The 14,904-nt window shown below is 68.7% G+C and carries 15 protein-coding genes; 13 read left to right on the forward strand and 2 right to left on the reverse strand.

Translation table 11 applies throughout. The features are described from left to right. The first annotated feature begins 52 nt into the window (after positions 1–52). The 3 genes from AB0D67_RS15665 to AB0D67_RS15675 all read left to right on the forward strand — a co-directional run bounded on the left by AB0D67_RS15665 (position 53) and on the right by AB0D67_RS15675 (position 2,139). Positions 53–775 carry a sigma-70 family RNA polymerase sigma factor gene (locus AB0D67_RS15665; RefSeq protein WP_362934853.1) on the forward strand — a complete coding sequence of 241 codons (723 nt, stop codon included), beginning with the start codon at positions 53–55 and terminating at the stop codon, positions 773–775. Between the two features lie 102 nt (positions 776–877). After that, the gene (rsrA, locus tag AB0D67_RS15670) at positions 878–1,144 is read left to right on the forward strand and encodes a mycothiol system anti-sigma-R factor (RefSeq protein WP_362934856.1); all 267 of its coding nucleotides are present in this window, start codon (positions 878–880) and stop codon (positions 1,142–1,144) included. Between the two features lie 50 nt (positions 1,145–1,194). Next, complete coding sequence (locus AB0D67_RS15675; RefSeq protein ID WP_362934859.1) at positions 1,195–2,139, forward strand: NAD-dependent epimerase/dehydratase family protein; 945 nt, start codon at positions 1,195–1,197, stop codon at positions 2,137–2,139. A gap of 280 nt (positions 2,140–2,419) precedes the next feature. On the opposite strand, the gene AB0D67_RS15680 is transcribed toward AB0D67_RS15675, so the two are convergent. Together AB0D67_RS15680 and AB0D67_RS15685 are read right to left on the reverse strand one after the other, a co-directional pair. Further along, on the reverse strand, positions 2,420–2,896 hold the full coding sequence (locus tag AB0D67_RS15680) for an SAM-dependent methyltransferase (RefSeq protein WP_362934862.1): 477 nt from the start codon (positions 2,894–2,896) through the stop codon (positions 2,420–2,422). Positions 2,897–2,914: 18 nt separating this feature from the next. Further along, positions 2,915–4,318, reverse strand: coding sequence for a hypothetical protein (locus AB0D67_RS15685; protein WP_362934865.1), 1,404 nt, complete (start codon positions 4,316–4,318; stop codon positions 2,915–2,917). A 232-nt stretch (positions 4,319–4,550) separates the two neighbouring features. Between AB0D67_RS15685 and AB0D67_RS15690 the strand changes: the two genes are divergently transcribed. From AB0D67_RS15690 to AB0D67_RS15735, 10 genes are all read left to right on the forward strand, one after another. Continuing rightward, positions 4,551–4,991 (forward strand): hypothetical protein, encoded by a 441-nt coding sequence (locus tag AB0D67_RS15690; RefSeq protein WP_362934868.1) that lies wholly within the window; start codon positions 4,551–4,553, stop codon positions 4,989–4,991. Next, positions 4,988–5,416, forward strand: a complete 429-nt coding sequence (locus AB0D67_RS15695; protein WP_362934871.1) for a hypothetical protein — start codon at positions 4,988–4,990, stop codon at positions 5,414–5,416. Before AB0D67_RS15690 ends, AB0D67_RS15695 begins: the two co-directional genes overlap by 4 nt. Before the next feature lie 593 nt (positions 5,417–6,009). After that, a complete protein-coding gene (locus AB0D67_RS15700) occupies positions 6,010–6,966 on the forward strand; it encodes a thymidylate synthase (protein ID WP_362934874.1) in 957 nt (318 codons plus the stop codon). Continuing rightward, the gene (locus AB0D67_RS15705; RefSeq protein ID WP_362934876.1) at positions 6,963–8,705 is read left to right on the forward strand and encodes a carbamoyltransferase C-terminal domain-containing protein; all 1,743 of its coding nucleotides are present in this window, start codon (positions 6,963–6,965) and stop codon (positions 8,703–8,705) included. The genes AB0D67_RS15700 and AB0D67_RS15705 overlap by 4 nt, the downstream gene beginning before the upstream one ends. After that, positions 8,690–9,763 (forward strand): hypothetical protein, encoded by a 1,074-nt coding sequence (locus tag AB0D67_RS15710; protein ID WP_362934878.1) that lies wholly within the window; start codon positions 8,690–8,692, stop codon positions 9,761–9,763. Before AB0D67_RS15705 ends, AB0D67_RS15710 begins: the two co-directional genes overlap by 16 nt. A 90-nt stretch (positions 9,764–9,853) precedes the next feature. Continuing rightward, entirely contained in the window at positions 9,854–10,366 is a 513-nt protein-coding gene (locus AB0D67_RS15715) for a topology modulation protein (protein ID WP_362934880.1), read from the forward strand. 37 nt (positions 10,367–10,403) lie between these two features. Continuing rightward, positions 10,404–11,252, forward strand: coding sequence for a class I SAM-dependent methyltransferase (locus tag AB0D67_RS15720; RefSeq protein ID WP_362934883.1), 849 nt, complete (start codon positions 10,404–10,406; stop codon positions 11,250–11,252). Beyond that, the gene (locus tag AB0D67_RS15725) at positions 11,249–12,007 is read left to right on the forward strand and encodes a phosphotransferase (protein ID WP_362934886.1); all 759 of its coding nucleotides are present in this window, start codon (positions 11,249–11,251) and stop codon (positions 12,005–12,007) included. Before AB0D67_RS15720 ends, AB0D67_RS15725 begins: the two co-directional genes overlap by 4 nt. Before the next feature lie 73 nt (positions 12,008–12,080). Beyond that, entirely contained in the window at positions 12,081–13,085 is a 1,005-nt protein-coding gene (locus AB0D67_RS15730) for an NAD-dependent epimerase/dehydratase family protein (protein WP_362934889.1), read from the forward strand. A gap of 457 nt (positions 13,086–13,542) precedes the next feature. Continuing rightward, positions 13,543–14,901 carry an HD-GYP domain-containing protein gene (locus AB0D67_RS15735; RefSeq protein WP_362934892.1) on the forward strand — a complete coding sequence of 453 codons (1,359 nt, stop codon included), beginning with the start codon at positions 13,543–13,545 and terminating at the stop codon, positions 14,899–14,901. Positions 14,902–14,904 lie beyond the last annotated feature (3 nt).

The following is a 14,904-nucleotide window of genomic DNA, read 5'->3' on the forward strand; positions in this document are numbered from 1 at the left end:
TCGGGGATGTTGCAGCGGACACCAAACGATCCTTTCGGAGGTAGGCAAGCCGATGCTCGCGTTGAGCGAACCCATGGCCCGCCCCGGTGACCGGTCCCTTCCCGGCGAGCGGGTATTCTCCGCTCAGTACGGAGTCCCGCGTCAGCAGGGCTCCGGCGATCTTAAGGGGGTGGGTCCGGTCCCTGCGACAGACCAGGAGACTCTGGAGCAGCGGAGCACGCGGTTCGAGCGGGATGTCATGCCATATCTCGACCAGCTCTACTCCGCCGCGCTCAGGATGACGAGGAACCCGGCCGACGCCGAGGACCTCCTTCAGGAGACCTTCGCCAAGGCGTTCGCGTCCTTCCACCAGTTCCAGGAGGGCACGAACCTCAAGGCGTGGCTCTACCGAATCCTCACCAACACCTTCATCAACAGCTACCGCAAGAAGCAGCGGGAGCCCAAGCAGTCGGGCGCCGAGGAGATCGAGGACTGGCAGCTCGCCAGGGCCGAGTCGCACACCTCCGCCGGGCTGAAGTCGGCGGAGATCGAGGCGCTCGAGCACCTCCCCGACAGCGACGTCAAGCAGGCGCTCGCCGCGCTGCCCGAGGAGTTCCGCATCGCGGTCTACCTCGCCGACGTCGAGGGGTTCCCGTACAAGGAGATCGCCGACATCATGGGCACCCCGATCGGGACCGTCATGTCGAGGCTCCACCGTGGCCGCCGCCAGTTGCGGACGCAGCTCGAGGACTACGCCCGCGACCGCGGGCTGATCTCGGCGGAGGGCGCGAAGTGAGCGGATCGGCCGGCGGGTGTCGCGGGGCGTGTCCGCGAGCCGTGACGAGCGGGTTCCGCGGGGTGCGCCCGCGGGCCCTGACGAGCAGGGCGAGGTGATCGCATGAGCTGCGGGAAGCCCCACAGCACGGACTGTCGCGAGGTCCTGGACAAGGTCTACGACTACCTCGACGGCGAGCTCGACGACGGCAGGTGCGTCGACATCCGCGAGCACCTCGACGAGTGCGGTCCCTGCCTGGAGGAGTACGGCCTGGAGCAGGTCGTCAAGCAGCTGGTCGCCAAGCACTGCGGCTGCGACCGGGCGCCCGAGGACCTGAGGGCCAAGGTCCTGCGGCGGATCGACCAGGTCCGCTCCGAGCTGACCGGATGACCTCCTAGGATCTCTCCTACGGCCATGGCCATAACGATCGTGGGGGCGGCATGCGGATTCTCGTCACCGGTGGAGCGGGTTTCATCGGTTCCAACCTGGTGGACCGGCTGCTGGCCGACGGCCATGACGTCGCGGCCGTCGACGACCTGTCCGGGGGCGACCGCGCCAACCTCGCCGAGGCGGCGCGCAGCCCGCGGTTCGCCCTCCACGAGATGGACGTCCGCGACCCCGCGCTGACCGGGCTGGCCGCCGAGTGGCGGCCGGAGGTCGTCTGCCACCTCGCCGCGCAGATCAGCGTGCGCAAGAGCGTGGACGACCCGGTGCACGACGCCCGCCTCAACGTCGAGGGAACCGCCTCGGTCCTCAACGCGGCGCACCACGGCGGTGTTCGCAAGGTCGTCTTCGCCTCCTCGGTCGCCGTCTACGGCGTCCCGGAGGTCATCCCGGTACCGGGTGACGCGCGGACCGACCCGCGCTCGCCGTACGCGGCCTCCAAGCTCAGCGCCGAGGTGTACCTCGCGGCGTTCCGGGCGCTGCACGGCATCGACTACACCACGCTGGTGCTCTCCAACGTCTACGGCCCGCGCCAGTCGCCCGGCGGCGAGGCCGGGGTGGTGGCCATCTTCACCGACGCGCTGCTGTCCGGCCGTCCCACGGTGCTGTACGGCGACGGCGGCCAGACCCGCGACTACATCTTCGTCGACGACGTGGTGGACGGCTTCGTCCGCGCCTGCGGGGAGGCCGGGGGCGGTCGCCGGTTCAACCTCGGCACGGGCCTGCAAACCACCGACCGCGAGCTGCACGCGCTGGTGGCGGCCGCGGCGGGAGCCCCCGACGAGCCGGCGCTCGCCGAGGCGCGGCAGGGAGACCTCCCGGCGATGGCGGTCGACCCGGCGCCCGCCTTCGAGGGGCTGGGGTGGCGGCCGCACACCGACCTCGCCACCGGGCTGAAGGCCACCGTCGCCTGGGCAAGGGCTCGCCAGGCGACGCTCTGAGCATGCCGGTCTACGACATCACCCGCGTCATCCGCGACGAGCACGGCCGCGCCGTCGAGTTGGTGCGCAGCCTGGCGAATCCGCTGCGGGTCCGCCTCGTCGAGCACGGCTTGGCCCTGTAACTCCCAACTCTGGAGCACGCTGGGAACACGAAAAGGACCCGCCCACCCTCGACGACACGAGGATGAACGGGTCCTATGAGAGGAAACCTCTCGCATGAGTAGGCCTCACGCCTTACCGGTTCCGCGACGGCCACACGGCGAACCCTTCAGCGAGAGAATCAGTTCTGTGCACCATCCCAGTAATCCTTGAGCATCTCACTCGGCCAACTGGGCTCACGCACTTCACCGCGCGGCCCCATCTCCTTGAAATACGGCGCAAGGTCAAAGACAGGGCTACCGTCGATCGCATCCAAGTCGGTCACATGCAAATCCAAACCATCAACCTTCAAAAGCCGCGGGAAGGACTGCGCGAGCTGATTCGGCCGCCGATGGTTACGATGCACGAAAGTTCCCGTAGTCGGCCATCTGGGGTCATTGCGTGGGCTTCGAGCGTGCAGAGCGACATCATCAGGCTTCGCCTGATGAAAGTGCCAGACGACCAGCAGATGAGAGAACTCCTCAAGTCCCTGGACAACCTCGACAGGAAAGTCTGGGTTCAGACGGATGATCGCCGTTCCACCCCAATGATCGTCGGTCGGCTCAGCGCGTCCGCCGACAACGACGCCGATGGGCTTGATCTCCAGCGACTGTGCCATGCGCTTGCCCTCATCCCTTCATCGTGACTCGTGACGAGACCAACCTACGTGGGTCAAGCACGTAGCAGCTCGCGCGTCCAACTCAGCGACCGCCGATATACCGCGGCGCCGGTACGGAGAAAGAAGGTTACGCATGTCAACGACCGCTTGCCGTGCCCGCCCCGAGTAGATGCCCTCCTCCATCGCGTCCAGAGCGGTGCTCCAGGTGGCACACGCCTCTTCCACGCCGCCGGTGGCAACCTGCGTCGCTCCCAAGTACCCGAGCGTCACTACGTGCGTGCGGCGGAAGGCGCTTCCTCGGGTCCGGACGCTGCGTCGGAACTGGCGGATGGCGCCCTGGTGGTCACCGCAATCCCGCAAAGTACATGCGGTCTCATGCGCCAGCGAGGCTTCCCCGAAGAAGAACGTGCGCTGCGGTTCCTCGATGCCCGCACTGGCTGAGGCGAGATCGTCTTCAGCTCTCAGCAGTGCCTTGGCTGCGGCCTGCTTACTGCCGCTCGCGGCCAGAGCGCGAGCATGAACGACACCGAGCAGCGCCCGCTCCCGGGGCGTGGCCATGGCGTAGCGTCGGCTTTGCATGGAGGCTACTGACAAGTCGAGGCCCTGCGCGAAGAACCCGAGGTCGATGGCTTGATGTGCCATAGCACGCAGAATGTGACCGATCAGCGACGCGTTGGCAGCATGGGCGGCTAGCTTCACAGCCAAGATGAAATACCGCTGTGCCAGAGCATGCTCGCCGTTGTCGAACCCCATCCAACCTGACAGGTAAGCCAGCTCTGCGGCGGCAGAGAACATGTCGAGCCGTACCTGCTCATCAGGGAACGTTCCGTGCAGGAAGGTAGCGACGTCCGACTGTAAGTACTGCACCAGCGCTTTCCTGCCGTGACCGCCACCACGCCGCTGGTCGATCCGAGAGAAGGCCGCAGTGAGCTCCTGAACCGTCACCACATCACCGCGCCCAACGCGCTGATGCTTCGTCGGCGCGGGCGGCTGCCCAGCCATCTTCTCCCACCATCCCTCGCCTGGCAGGGCGAGGGCGGCCACTGAGTACACCGCGCCCGTCAGAAGACCTCTCCGCTTTGCGTCCACGTCCGTTCTCCCCAGGTCAGTCAGCGCGATCAACGGGTCGGTGCGCCACTCCAATGCTTCCTGCGCCGGCGCATTGGGAACTGTGAACCCGAGCTCATCTGGTGTGACGACACGCTTCAGACGACGGGACAGTGCCTGACACAAGATTATGGGTGCCGCGCCTGACGGCTTCGTCCCCGAGACCCACATGCTGACGTGGGAACGGCCGATGCACGCGTAATCGGGCAGATTGCTCTCCTGCGCGACACGGTTAAACGCGTTCGCGGCCTGCGCCCGCGACCAGCCCGCCTCCTGAATGAGCACGGCAAGCTGCTCGTTTCGTTCGCGCGCCATGATGCGCCTCCGCATGCCAAATGGATCTTTGACCGATTTGATCACTCTGCGCCTGCGGCAATACCGACTCTCGTGCTGCACTGATCACCATAGTCGCCAGCATCGACGTTCTTAAGGCGAATGACCAGAAGCCCCGCGCTCCGAACCCAGCAAACGATCTTTGATCACTTTGACCACCCTGCGGACCTTGACCCCATGCGCAACGTGCCCTGGTCTCCGTAATTTGGGCAGCGTGGACGACGAGCGCACCGCTCTGCTACTCGGGCCCTTCTCAGTTGAAATGCCGCTGTCATTTCTCGGCGCAAAGGCGGATGACGGCCGATGCCTTGTGGAGCGCGTGAGGTCAGGGCTGCTTTGCACCCGCAGCCATCCCTTATGTACGGCGTGCCCCGAACGCCTTTCTCCCTGTACAAGGCGGACCCGCCCGGCGCGTCCGACGACCGGCCGGGTCCTTGATCGGATGGAGGTCCGATCCATGATGGATGTTAGATCCACGATGCCCGGCCCGGCGATCCCTGGCTGGCGATTGATCCTCAGCGACAAGGGCCGCCTCTGGGCTGTCCGCCGGGAAGCCTTCCCCCGAGGTGCGCTGCGCGCCGGCGCCGAAATCACCGTGGACGTCGACACTTTCGACGCTCTGAAGGCTGAGGTCGCCCGGCAGGTGACCTCATGATCGGAAACTCCCGCATGCCCGGCCGTCACCAGGCGGGCCTGACCCCTACCACCGCGACAACCTCACCCAACGAGCACGAGCAAGCCCTGACCGCGGCCGCGCACCTGGTCGGCCTGCTCATCACCCGCCACAACATCCCCGCCGACGTACACAACCTGCCCCAGGGTGTCGTCGTGTCCGTGTTCTACGGACTCGTCGCCCACGTCGAGTCCGTCATCTGGTGGACCATCCCTAACGCTCGAAGCACTCGCCACAAGCCGCTGAAAACCTACGCCCACAGCGTCGAAACCGCCGCTGACCGGCTCGCCAAGCAGTACCGCGACCTGCGATCCGTCCCCCTGCCCGAGCTGCTGGCCACCGGCCGCATCACCTTCCTGGCGGCCGCGCTCATCGAAGGGAGGGACCGCGATGCGGCCCCGGTATGACACTCACCGCGTCGAAGAAGCCGCGCAACGCCAGCAGTTCTTCCCCGCTTGGCTCATCATGTGGCTCCCCTACACGCGGGTCTTCATTGCGTGGCACATGGCCGACTCCATCATGTGCCCCTGCGCCGAGTCGCCTACCATGCACGGATTGATCGCCAAGATGGGCGATGTCGTACTCGACTCCTGGCGGACCTCTATCCCCATCGGCACGCCCGCATCCGGAGCGACCGGAGAGGTCCGCCAGGTACCGCCCCGCGACCACGAAACGCCCGGCCTTTCACCTCTTCCTGGAGGCGTGCGCGGAAGGCGGTCAAGCTCTCGTAGGCGCGGACGCCGCGTCCCTATTTCACCCGTGAAGGGCGCGGCGTGAACGCGCGGCGGCCACGTGGAGCCGGGTATCAGCGTGGCCGCCGCGTCCCAACCTCCCGCGCGCGACGACGCGAAGTGCTCAATGGGTCGCGAGCAGTAGAAGCGGCCGGAACCCGGGCGAGGAGGGGGTGTCCTTTGCCCCCGGCCGCGGCGGGGCGCCCCACAGACCGCTCTCAGCGGCTGCCCCGCCACCTCTATTCCTCCTGCCAGAAAGGGGAGCACCAGTGACAACCATCTCCGGCGACACCATCACCGACCTGTTCACCAGCGCAGTAAAGATCACCATGCGAGGAGAGAAGGTCAGCCCGCGCGACATGGCCACCCGTGAACTCCTGGACGTGCGGCTGCTGCTCCACGAACCTCGCGCCCGGCTGCTTCCCCCATCGCCCGCAAGGGTGCTGAACACCGCCTTCGCCGTAGCCGAATGCGTATGGATCCTCTCCGGGTCCGACGCCCCATGGATCTACGACTACAACAGCCGGTTACGGCAGTTCGCCGAGGACGACGGCATCCTGCGCGGCGCATACGGGCCGCGCATGCGGCGCTGGGACGGGCACGTGGACCAGCTCGCCCAGGTTCTGGCCACACTGCGCGGCGACCCGGACTCCCGACGAGCAGTCATCCAGCTCTACGACCCGGCCCGCGACGCCGGCGGCCACCGCGACGTGCCCTGCACCCTCGGCTACCGCTTCCACCTTCGCGGCGACCGCCTGGACATGGTGACGACGATGCGCAGCAACGACCTGTGGCTGGGGCTGCCGTACGACATGTTCACGGCGACCGTGCTGCACGAACTGGTGGCCGGATGGCTCGGAGCCGAACTCGGCACCTACCGCCATCACGTGGACTCGCTGCACCTGTACGAGCACGACATGGAAAAAGCCGCCGCCGTCGCACCGGCCGGTCCGGCCGCGGTCATGGAGTCGCTGGTGGCCACCTCCTGGGAGGGCTTCGGTGAACTGCTGACCGCAGTCCAGGTGGGCCTGCCGGTGGGGGGGGGGGGGCACGCCGGGTGGGATGGGATGGCTGCCGTGCTGGCCAGCTACCAGAAATGGAAGAACAGTGACCGCGACCAGGCCGCCCAGGCGGCCGACGAGATCGACGGACCGCTCGGAGAGGGACTACGCGCCTGGTACACCCACCTGCGGGCCCGTGCCGGTACGCCGGTGGTGACCGTATGACCCCGCTCTTGCGCACCCCCGGCGGCGCTCCCGCCATCGTGCTCGGCCTGTGCGCCTACACCCACGACTCCGCTGCGGCTCTCCTCGTCAACGGTGAGCTGGTCGGGTTCGTGGAAGAAGAACGGCTGTCGCAGGTGAAGCACACCCGCGCCTACCCCGAGCGGGCGATCGGCTGGCTGCTGAGGGAAACCGCGATCAGCGCCAGCCAGGTAACCAACGTGGCCTACAACTTCCACGGGCCGCGCTACCTGCCCGCCGCGGCGGGTGCCCTGACGATGCTGACGCATCCGGCCACGAGTGGCAGAGCGATCCCGAGAGCGGCGAGTTTCGCCCGGGTCGCGGCGCGTACCCTCGGCCGCGCCCGCGAGCTCGGCCGCCGCTTCCCACGCGCTCGCGTGCGGCCGCTGCTGCATCACCGCACTCACCAGATGTACGCCTTCGCCGCCTCCGGCTGGTCGAGCGCGGCCGTCCTGGTGGTGGACAGCCTCGGTGAGACGCAGACCACCACCATCGCCGTGGGACGCCTGGCCCAGCCCGGCCGGCCGACTGTGGATCCGGTGTACGCGCTGCATGATCCGGCCTCCCTCGGCTACGCCTACGGCGCGGTGACCATGCATCTGGGGTGGCGGCGCGGCGACGAAGAGGGCACGGTGATGGCGCTGGCCGCGCTCGGCGATCCAGCTCGATTCCGCGCCCTGTTCCAGCGGGCGATCCCGATCACCGACACCGGATTCGCGCTGAACCCGGCGTTCTTCGCCGTGCGCGTGCTGTCGTCGGCCTATCTCCGGCTGACGGACCCCTTCGCGGCGCGCACCTGTCCGCGCCGGGCGCCGGACGAGCCGATCACGCAGGTTCACCGGGATCTGGCCGCCGCCCTTCAGGAACGCACGGAGCAGGTGATGCTGCACCTGGCCAAGCTCGCCCGGCTACGCACCGGGGAGCGGCGGCTGTGCGTCGGCGGGGGCGTGGCCACCAACTGCGTCGCCATCGGAAAGATCATCGAGGAAGGGCTGTTCGAGGAGGTGTTCGTGCCGCCCGCGCCCGGCGACGCCGGCACGGCGATCGGCGCGGCCGCGGCCGTCCACCTTGAGACGAGCCCGCGGCCGCTGTCGGGGATCGCAGGTGCCTGCTATCTCGGACCGTCCTTCACAGGTCATCGGCTCGACCTCGCGCGCTGGCCACAGCTCACCGAGCTTCCGGTGGACGGTGATCCCGCCGAGTTCCTGGCCGCCCAGCTCGCCGAGGGCCGGATCGTCGGCCTGTTCCAGGGCCGCGTCGAGGCCGGCCCGCGGGCGCTGGGGAACCGCTCGATCCTCGCCTCCCCCCTGGAGCCGGGCGTGGTTGCCCGGCTCAATGACACGGTGAAGTTCCGGGAGCCGTTCCGGCCGTTCGCGCCGATGGTGGCCGCCGAGCACGCCGCCGACTACTTCACCCTCGGCCAGGAGGCGCCGTTCATGTCGATGGCCTCCGGAGTGACCGCCCTGGCGCGGACGCGGATCCCCGCGATCGTGCACGCCAACGGCACCGCCCGCCTGCAAACCGTCACCAAGGACGGCAACCCCTTCATGCACGCCGTCTTGACCGCGTTCGCCCGCCGTACCGGCGTCCCCGTGCTGATCAACACCTCCCTCAACGTCAAGGGCAAGCCGATCTGCGGCACCCCGGACATGGCGCTGGACTGCCTGGCCTCCTCGGGGCTGGACGCCCTGCTGCTCGACGGCAGGTGGGTGACCAAGTGATCATCGGCTACAGCTTCTGGGGTTTCCTCGGTCCCGGGATCACCGACACTCCCGATGGCGGGCGCAGCCACCGACGTCCCCTGATCGACGCGCTGATCGCCGCCGGACACCGGGTGATCTTTCTCCAGGCCGACCGGGACCGGCTGGAGGCCGGTGACGATCTCGGCGGCCACTCCACCTTCGACGACGGGTTCCCCGCGATCGACGTGCTGTTTTTGGAATGGCGCTGGCCCATCCCCGGCCGTAACACCACCCCGTGCCGGACGGCGCTGCACACCTGCGACCTGCACCGCCAGCAGGAGCTCATGGACCGCTACACGATCATCCGGGCGACACCGACGGTGATCTGGGACAAGGACCGGCAGCTACCCGGCAACAGCCCATGGCGGAACCGGCCCGGCGTCGTCGTGTGCGAAGCCGCCCTCGCCCCGACCGCGGGCGCCCGCTCGCTGCTGTTCCCGCTGGACGATGCCGTGCTGGAAGCGGCCGACCCGGCGGCACTGGCAGCTCGGGCGCGGCCCTACCCGCTCTGCTACGTCGGCAACCAGTACGACCGCGACGAGGCGTTCGCCGCCTACTTCGCCCCGGCCGCGGCCCGCCTGCCGCATCAGGTAGCCGGGAAATGGCGCGACACCCGCCCCTGGCCCGACGTGAACTTCATCGGCCGGGTGCCGTTCGCCGAGGTCGGCCGGATGTACGGCGAAAGCCTGGCCACGGTGCTGCTGCTACCGGACCGTTACGCCGCCGCCGGGCAGATGACGCAGCGGATCTTCGAGGCGGTGGTGGCCGGGTGCATACCGCTGGCGCCTTCCGCGATCTCCCACGTGGAGGAGTTCGTCCCCGAGGAGCTGATCATCGGCGACGGAGCCGACGTCATCGCCGCAGTACACCGGCTGTATACCATCGCGGGCACCGGCCGGCACGCCGACCTGATCGCGGCATGCCTGGCCAAGCTGGAGATGTTCCGGCTCAGCCACCAGCTCCGGACGCTGGAGGCGATCCTGGCTGACCTCGTCGTCAACCGCTCGGCCCGCCGACCGTCCGGAGCGCGCTCATGACCGCTACTCCGGCGCTCCTTCCCTTCCGGCGGATGAGCGACTGCGTCACCGCCCTACCCTCCCTGCCTGCTCCGACTATCGTGGAAGACCATGCAGATGAACCGGGTGGCCATCGTCGGGTCCGGGGGCAGCGGAAAATCCCACGTGGCCCGCGAACTCGGCCGCCTGCTGGGCGCGCCGGTCACGCACCTGGACGCGATCTTCTACGGCGACGAGTGGAACTCACTGCCGCCGGAGAAGTTCGAAGCCGCCCAGCGCGAGCTGGTCTCGGCGCCGCGCTGGGTCATCGACGGCAACTACAACTCCTCGCTACACGTCCGGCTAGCGGCGTGCGACACCGTGGTGATGATGGACGTGCCCACCAGGGCGGCACTGTGGGGGATCTTCTCCCGCCAGGCCCGGCACGGAGCCGGCCAGCACACCTCCGGCGTCTACAACCGCATCCACTGGGGGGTGATCCGCTACGTGGCCACCTACCGGCGGCGGATGCGGCCCAAGGTGCTGGCGAAGATCAACGAGTTCGCCGCGGGCAAGCAGGTGGTGTTCTTGACCAGCCGCGCTCAGACGCGCCGCTGGCTGGAGCAGGTGGCCGCCGGCCGCTGACCCGCCGGGGTGATGGTGATGCGGGCCGGTGGCGCCCGTGACGACCGGCAACGCCTTCACCGGACCGGATGCCTCCAGCCTGTACCACGACGGCTCCCGCCTGGCCGCTCGCACCTCGGCCCTGCACCGCGCCAAGACCCAGGGGCGGCCCGTCGCCGACGTCATCGCTGACCTGGCCGCCGACCATCTGACCGCCCCGCGGCAGGCGGTGATCGCTGATATCGGCTGCGGCCGTGGCACCAGCGGCCGCGTCCTGGCTGAAGCTGTTCAGCCGCGGCAGCTTCTGGCCATCGACGCCTCACCGGCGATGCTGGCCGCCGCCCGCACCCGCATCAGCGCCGCACAGCCGCCGGACGCCCACACCGCGGTGACCTACCTGCGCGCCGACTTTCACCATCTGCCGCTTCTGGAGGCATCCTGCGACCTGGCGGTGGCTGCGTTCTGCCTCTACCACGCGCCCGACCCGCGCCCGGTCATCGCCGAGATCACCCGCATCCTCACCCCGGGGGGCGCCGCCATTCTGGTCACCAAGTCCGCCGACAGCTACCGCTCCCTCGACCACCTGGTGGCCGCCGCAGGACTTGACCCCCACGCAGCGCAGCGGCCGAGCCTGTACGAGAGCGCACACGGCGGCAACCTCGCCGACCTCACCGCGCCCTTCCTGCGGATCGGGCGTATCGAGCATGAAGAGCACCGGTTCGTCTTCGCGGGCCTGGATCACGTGGCCGCTTACCTGGCCACCACTCCTAAGTACACGCTGCCGTCCGCCATGGCCGGCGACCCGGATGTGATCGCCGCGGCGCTGCGCGCGGCGGTCCCTGACGAGCCGGTGCTGGCTACCTCCACCATCACCTATCTGACCGCCACGCGAGGTGATCACGCATGAGCCCCGCGCCCTTCACCAAGCCCTACTCCACACCGGAGAAACTCCAACGGGCCGTCGCCCACCATGCCTGGCTCAGCGAACACGCCCCGTCGCTTCGGCTGCCGCCCATCGTGGCCCTCCGCGCCGGCCACATCGACTTCGCCTTCATCAACGGCCGTCACGCTCTCCTGGCCGACGTACCCACCGTGGCCGCCGCGCTGGGCCACGCCCACGCCGCCGCCTATGCGAGCGACCTGCACCGGGCCCGCCTCACCACCGCGCACCCGCTGCCCGGCGGGGGCGATCTGGCGGACTTCGTCTCCCCGCGGGTGGCGGCGCTGCGCCGTCGTCACCACGCGGGCCTGGCCACCTCCGACGAGCTGGCCGCTCTCCAGCCGCTCCTGGAGCCCGATCCTGACGCCCCGGCGGCCTTCTACAAGGACACCAACCCCCGCAACGTGCTCATCACCGCCAGCGGTGAGCCGGTCATGGTGGACTTCGACGATCTCACGCTGGCCCCCTTCGGCTACGACCTGGCCAAGCTGCTGGTCACCGTGGCCATGACGCACGGCTCAATTCCGCCCGAAAGCTTCACCACCGCCCTGACCAGCTACAACCAGCCCCTGGCCGACGCCGGCCTGACACCTGTACCGCTCGCCCGGTTCATCGGTTACGCCGACCTGCACCACCTGCTCACCCTGCCCTACCTCGGCAGGGGCGGCTACCGGCATCCGTGGCCGACCGTCCGCCCCGCCCTGGAGAACTTGCACCGCTGACCCCGACGTCGGCGAGTCCTACACCCGCCGCCACCTGGGCGGCCTCATTCCCTCACGTTGACCGGAGGACTCCATGCTCACAATGGCCACCGCTGATAGCTCGCGTGGCCCGCTCAGACGGGCCGTCGTCACCGGCGCCGCCGGGTTCATCGGCTCCCACCTCTGCCAGACCTTGCTGAGCCTCGGTGTCGGCGTCATCGGTGTCGATCGGCACAGTCCTGACCAGCACCAGAGCGCGGCGATCAATCTCGCCGCCATCCTCCACCAGCCCGGTTTCATCTTCATCCCCGGCGACCTGCGCACCTGCGCCATCGAACCGCTCTTGCTGGACGCCGACGTCGTCTTCCACCTGGCGGGCATCCCCGGCGTTCACCCCTCCTGGGGAGCCGACTTCGACGACTACGTGGCATCCAACATCAGCGCCACCCAGCGACTCATGCGCGCCGCCACACGGCTGCACACTCCTCGCCTGGTCGTCGCCTCCTCCTCCAGCGTCTACGGAGCCACCGACGGCAGCCCCAGCGCTGAAACCGACCGGCCGCGTCCGGCCTCTCCGTATGCCGTCACCAAACTCGCCGAAGAACAGCTCTGCCTGGCCCATGCTGCCCGCCCCGACTGCGACACCACCGTGGTGGCCCTGCGATATTTCACCGTCTACGGCCCGCGCCAGCGCGAGGACATGTTCATCCAGCGGCTCGTGACCGCCGCCATGACCGGCCAGAAGGTGTCCATCTACGGCGACGGCAACCAGCGCCGCGACTTCACCTACATCGACGATGCAGTCAGCGCCACCATCGCCGCCGCCACCGCTTACCTGCCCAGCTCCATCATCAACGTCGGCGGCGGTACCAGCGCCAGCCTCAACGACATCCTCGACCACGCTCAAAAGATCACGGGCCGGACCATCAACGTCCACATCACCAACCCTCGCAGCGGCGACGTCCCTGCCACATGTGCAGACTCGTCCACCGCGCGGAAGCTCCTCGGCTGGGCCCCCAGCGCCAACCTGCACACCGGTATAGGCGCTCAAGTCGATTGGCTCACTGCCCAATACGCTGCCTCTAGCCTTGCCGTGTAGACGGAACTGAAGCAACATAAAAGCGCCCCACCCCTTCCACGGTGGGAAGGAGCGGGGCGCTCGCATGCGTGCGGCTGCTACCGCTGGGGACCACCATGGCGGGGTAGACGTCGCCGAGCTTGATGGGCGAACGGACGATGTCCTGCCCGCCGTACGACTGCATGTTGTGCAGGTCTATCATGCTGCCGTCGCGGCTGTAGCGCGACCGGGCTGAAGGCCACGGTCGCCTGGGCAAGGGCTCGTCAGGCGACTCTCTGAGCACGACTCATGTCCGTGGCTCGTGGTGATGAATTGGTTACGCTTTGCTTGCGATTCCCGCTCCTCCCCTCGGGGCCTCACGCGCTTCTGTAGCCTGAGTCGCGGATACCAACGTGGAGGCAGCGCATGTTGAAGGAAACGGTCGGCCCGGTGCGTCCGGGGATCTCCTGGACCTGAGCACGCGCCCGTAGAACCGAGGGTGGCTGCTTTGCGTGGACTGCCGTGGTTTGCCAAGGTCTACCTTGTCGCGGTCATCGGAACCGCGTGGGCGCTGATCGGTCACAGCGTGCTGGTGAGCGCCCGGCTCGCACCGCTCGACTGGTCCACGCTGCTGGTGCTGGCCCTGCTGTTCCTGGTCTGCGAGTCGGTTCCCACGCTTCTGAACGTCCGGCAGGCCGCGGTCTCGGTCAGCTTCTCGGCCGCGCTCGCCGCGGTGGTCCTCGTCGGCCCCGAAGGCGCGGCGCTCGTCGGCATGACGGCGGTCTTCAGCGTCCGGCCGGGGCTGCCGCTGGTCAAGCGGCTGTTCAACGGCGCCCAGTTCGCGATCTGCGGGTTCGTCGCGGGCTGGGTCTACAAGCGGCTGCTGGGCGGCCACCCCGTCATCCCGTCCATCGCCGGGTTCGACGACCTGATCGTGCCGTTCGCGGGCGCCGCCGCGGCGTTCGTGCCGCTCAACTTCGTCCTGATCGCGGTCGTGCTCGTGACGACCGGCCAGGCCCACCAGGTGCCGCTGCGCGGCCTGGCGCAGTTCCTGGTCTCCTACCTCGGTTACGCGACCTTCGGGCTGCTGATCGCCGGCCTGTGGACGACGGTGAACTCGATCTCCGCGGTGCTGGTGCTGCTGCCGCTGTTCGTCGCCCGGTGGGCCTTCGGCCAGTACCTCGCCCAGCAGCGCGCCTACGACGCCACCATCGCCGCGCTCTGCCAGGCGGTGGAGACCAAGGACTACTACACCCGCGGGCACTGCACCCGCGTCTCGCTCGCCTCGGGGATGATCGCCGAGGAGATCGGCATGGGTCCCGAGCGGCTCCGGGCGATCCGCTACGCGGGGATGCTGCACGACGTCGGCAAGCTCGGCGTGCCGACCAAGGTGCTGCAGAAGGAGGGGCCGCTCACCGAGGAGGAGTTCGCGGCCATCCAGCTCCACCCCATGCGCGGGCTGGAGATCGTGCGGGGCATCGACTTCCTGGACGAGGCGTTCGCCGGGATCATGCACCACCACGAGCGGCAGGACGGCAGGGGCTACCCCATGGGGCTGGCCGGGGACGAGATCCCGGAGTTCGCCAGGATCATCGCGGTGGCCGACGCCTTCGACTCGATGACCTCCGACCGCTCCTACCGCGGCGCCCGCCCGGTGGGGGAGGCCGTGGCCGAGCTGCGCAAGGGCGCGGGCACCCAGTTCGACCCCGTGATGGTCGCGGCGTTCGTCAGGGCGGTGGACCGCGACGGCTGGGAGCCGCCGCGCAAGGTCGTCCCGCTCCCGGCGGACGCGTCCCAGACCGTCACCAAGGACCACGACGACCCCACGGCCCCGATCCAGGTGGTGTCGGAGCGGTGAGCC

Source organism: Streptosporangium sp. NPDC048047 (assembly GCF_040653115.1).
GTDB lineage: Bacteria > Actinomycetota > Actinomycetes > Streptosporangiales > Streptosporangiaceae > Streptosporangium.

Coding starts and splice junctions, on each gene's coding strand:
- AB0D67_RS15665 (WP_362934853.1), top strand. CDS start 53: ATGCTCGCGTTGAGCGAACCCATGGCCCGCCCCGGTGACCGGTCCCTT.
- rsrA (WP_362934856.1), top strand. CDS start 878: ATGAGCTGCGGGAAGCCCCACAGCACGGACTGTCGCGAGGTCCTGGAC.
- AB0D67_RS15695 (WP_362934871.1), top strand. CDS start 4,988: ATGATCGGAAACTCCCGCATGCCCGGCCGTCACCAGGCGGGCCTGACC.
- AB0D67_RS15730 (WP_362934889.1), top strand. CDS start 12,081: ATGCTCACAATGGCCACCGCTGATAGCTCGCGTGGCCCGCTCAGACGG.
- AB0D67_RS15680 (WP_362934862.1), bottom strand. CDS start 2,896: ATGGCACAGTCGCTGGAGATCAAGCCCATCGGCGTCGTTGTCGGCGGA.
- AB0D67_RS15705 (WP_362934876.1), top strand. CDS start 6,963: ATGACCCCGCTCTTGCGCACCCCCGGCGGCGCTCCCGCCATCGTGCTC.
- AB0D67_RS15675 (WP_362934859.1), top strand. CDS start 1,195: ATGCGGATTCTCGTCACCGGTGGAGCGGGTTTCATCGGTTCCAACCTG.
- AB0D67_RS15725 (WP_362934886.1), top strand. CDS start 11,249: ATGAGCCCCGCGCCCTTCACCAAGCCCTACTCCACACCGGAGAAACTC.
- AB0D67_RS15715 (WP_362934880.1), top strand. CDS start 9,854: ATGCAGATGAACCGGGTGGCCATCGTCGGGTCCGGGGGCAGCGGAAAA.
- AB0D67_RS15685 (WP_362934865.1), bottom strand. CDS start 4,318: ATGGCGCGCGAACGAAACGAGCAGCTTGCCGTGCTCATTCAGGAGGCG.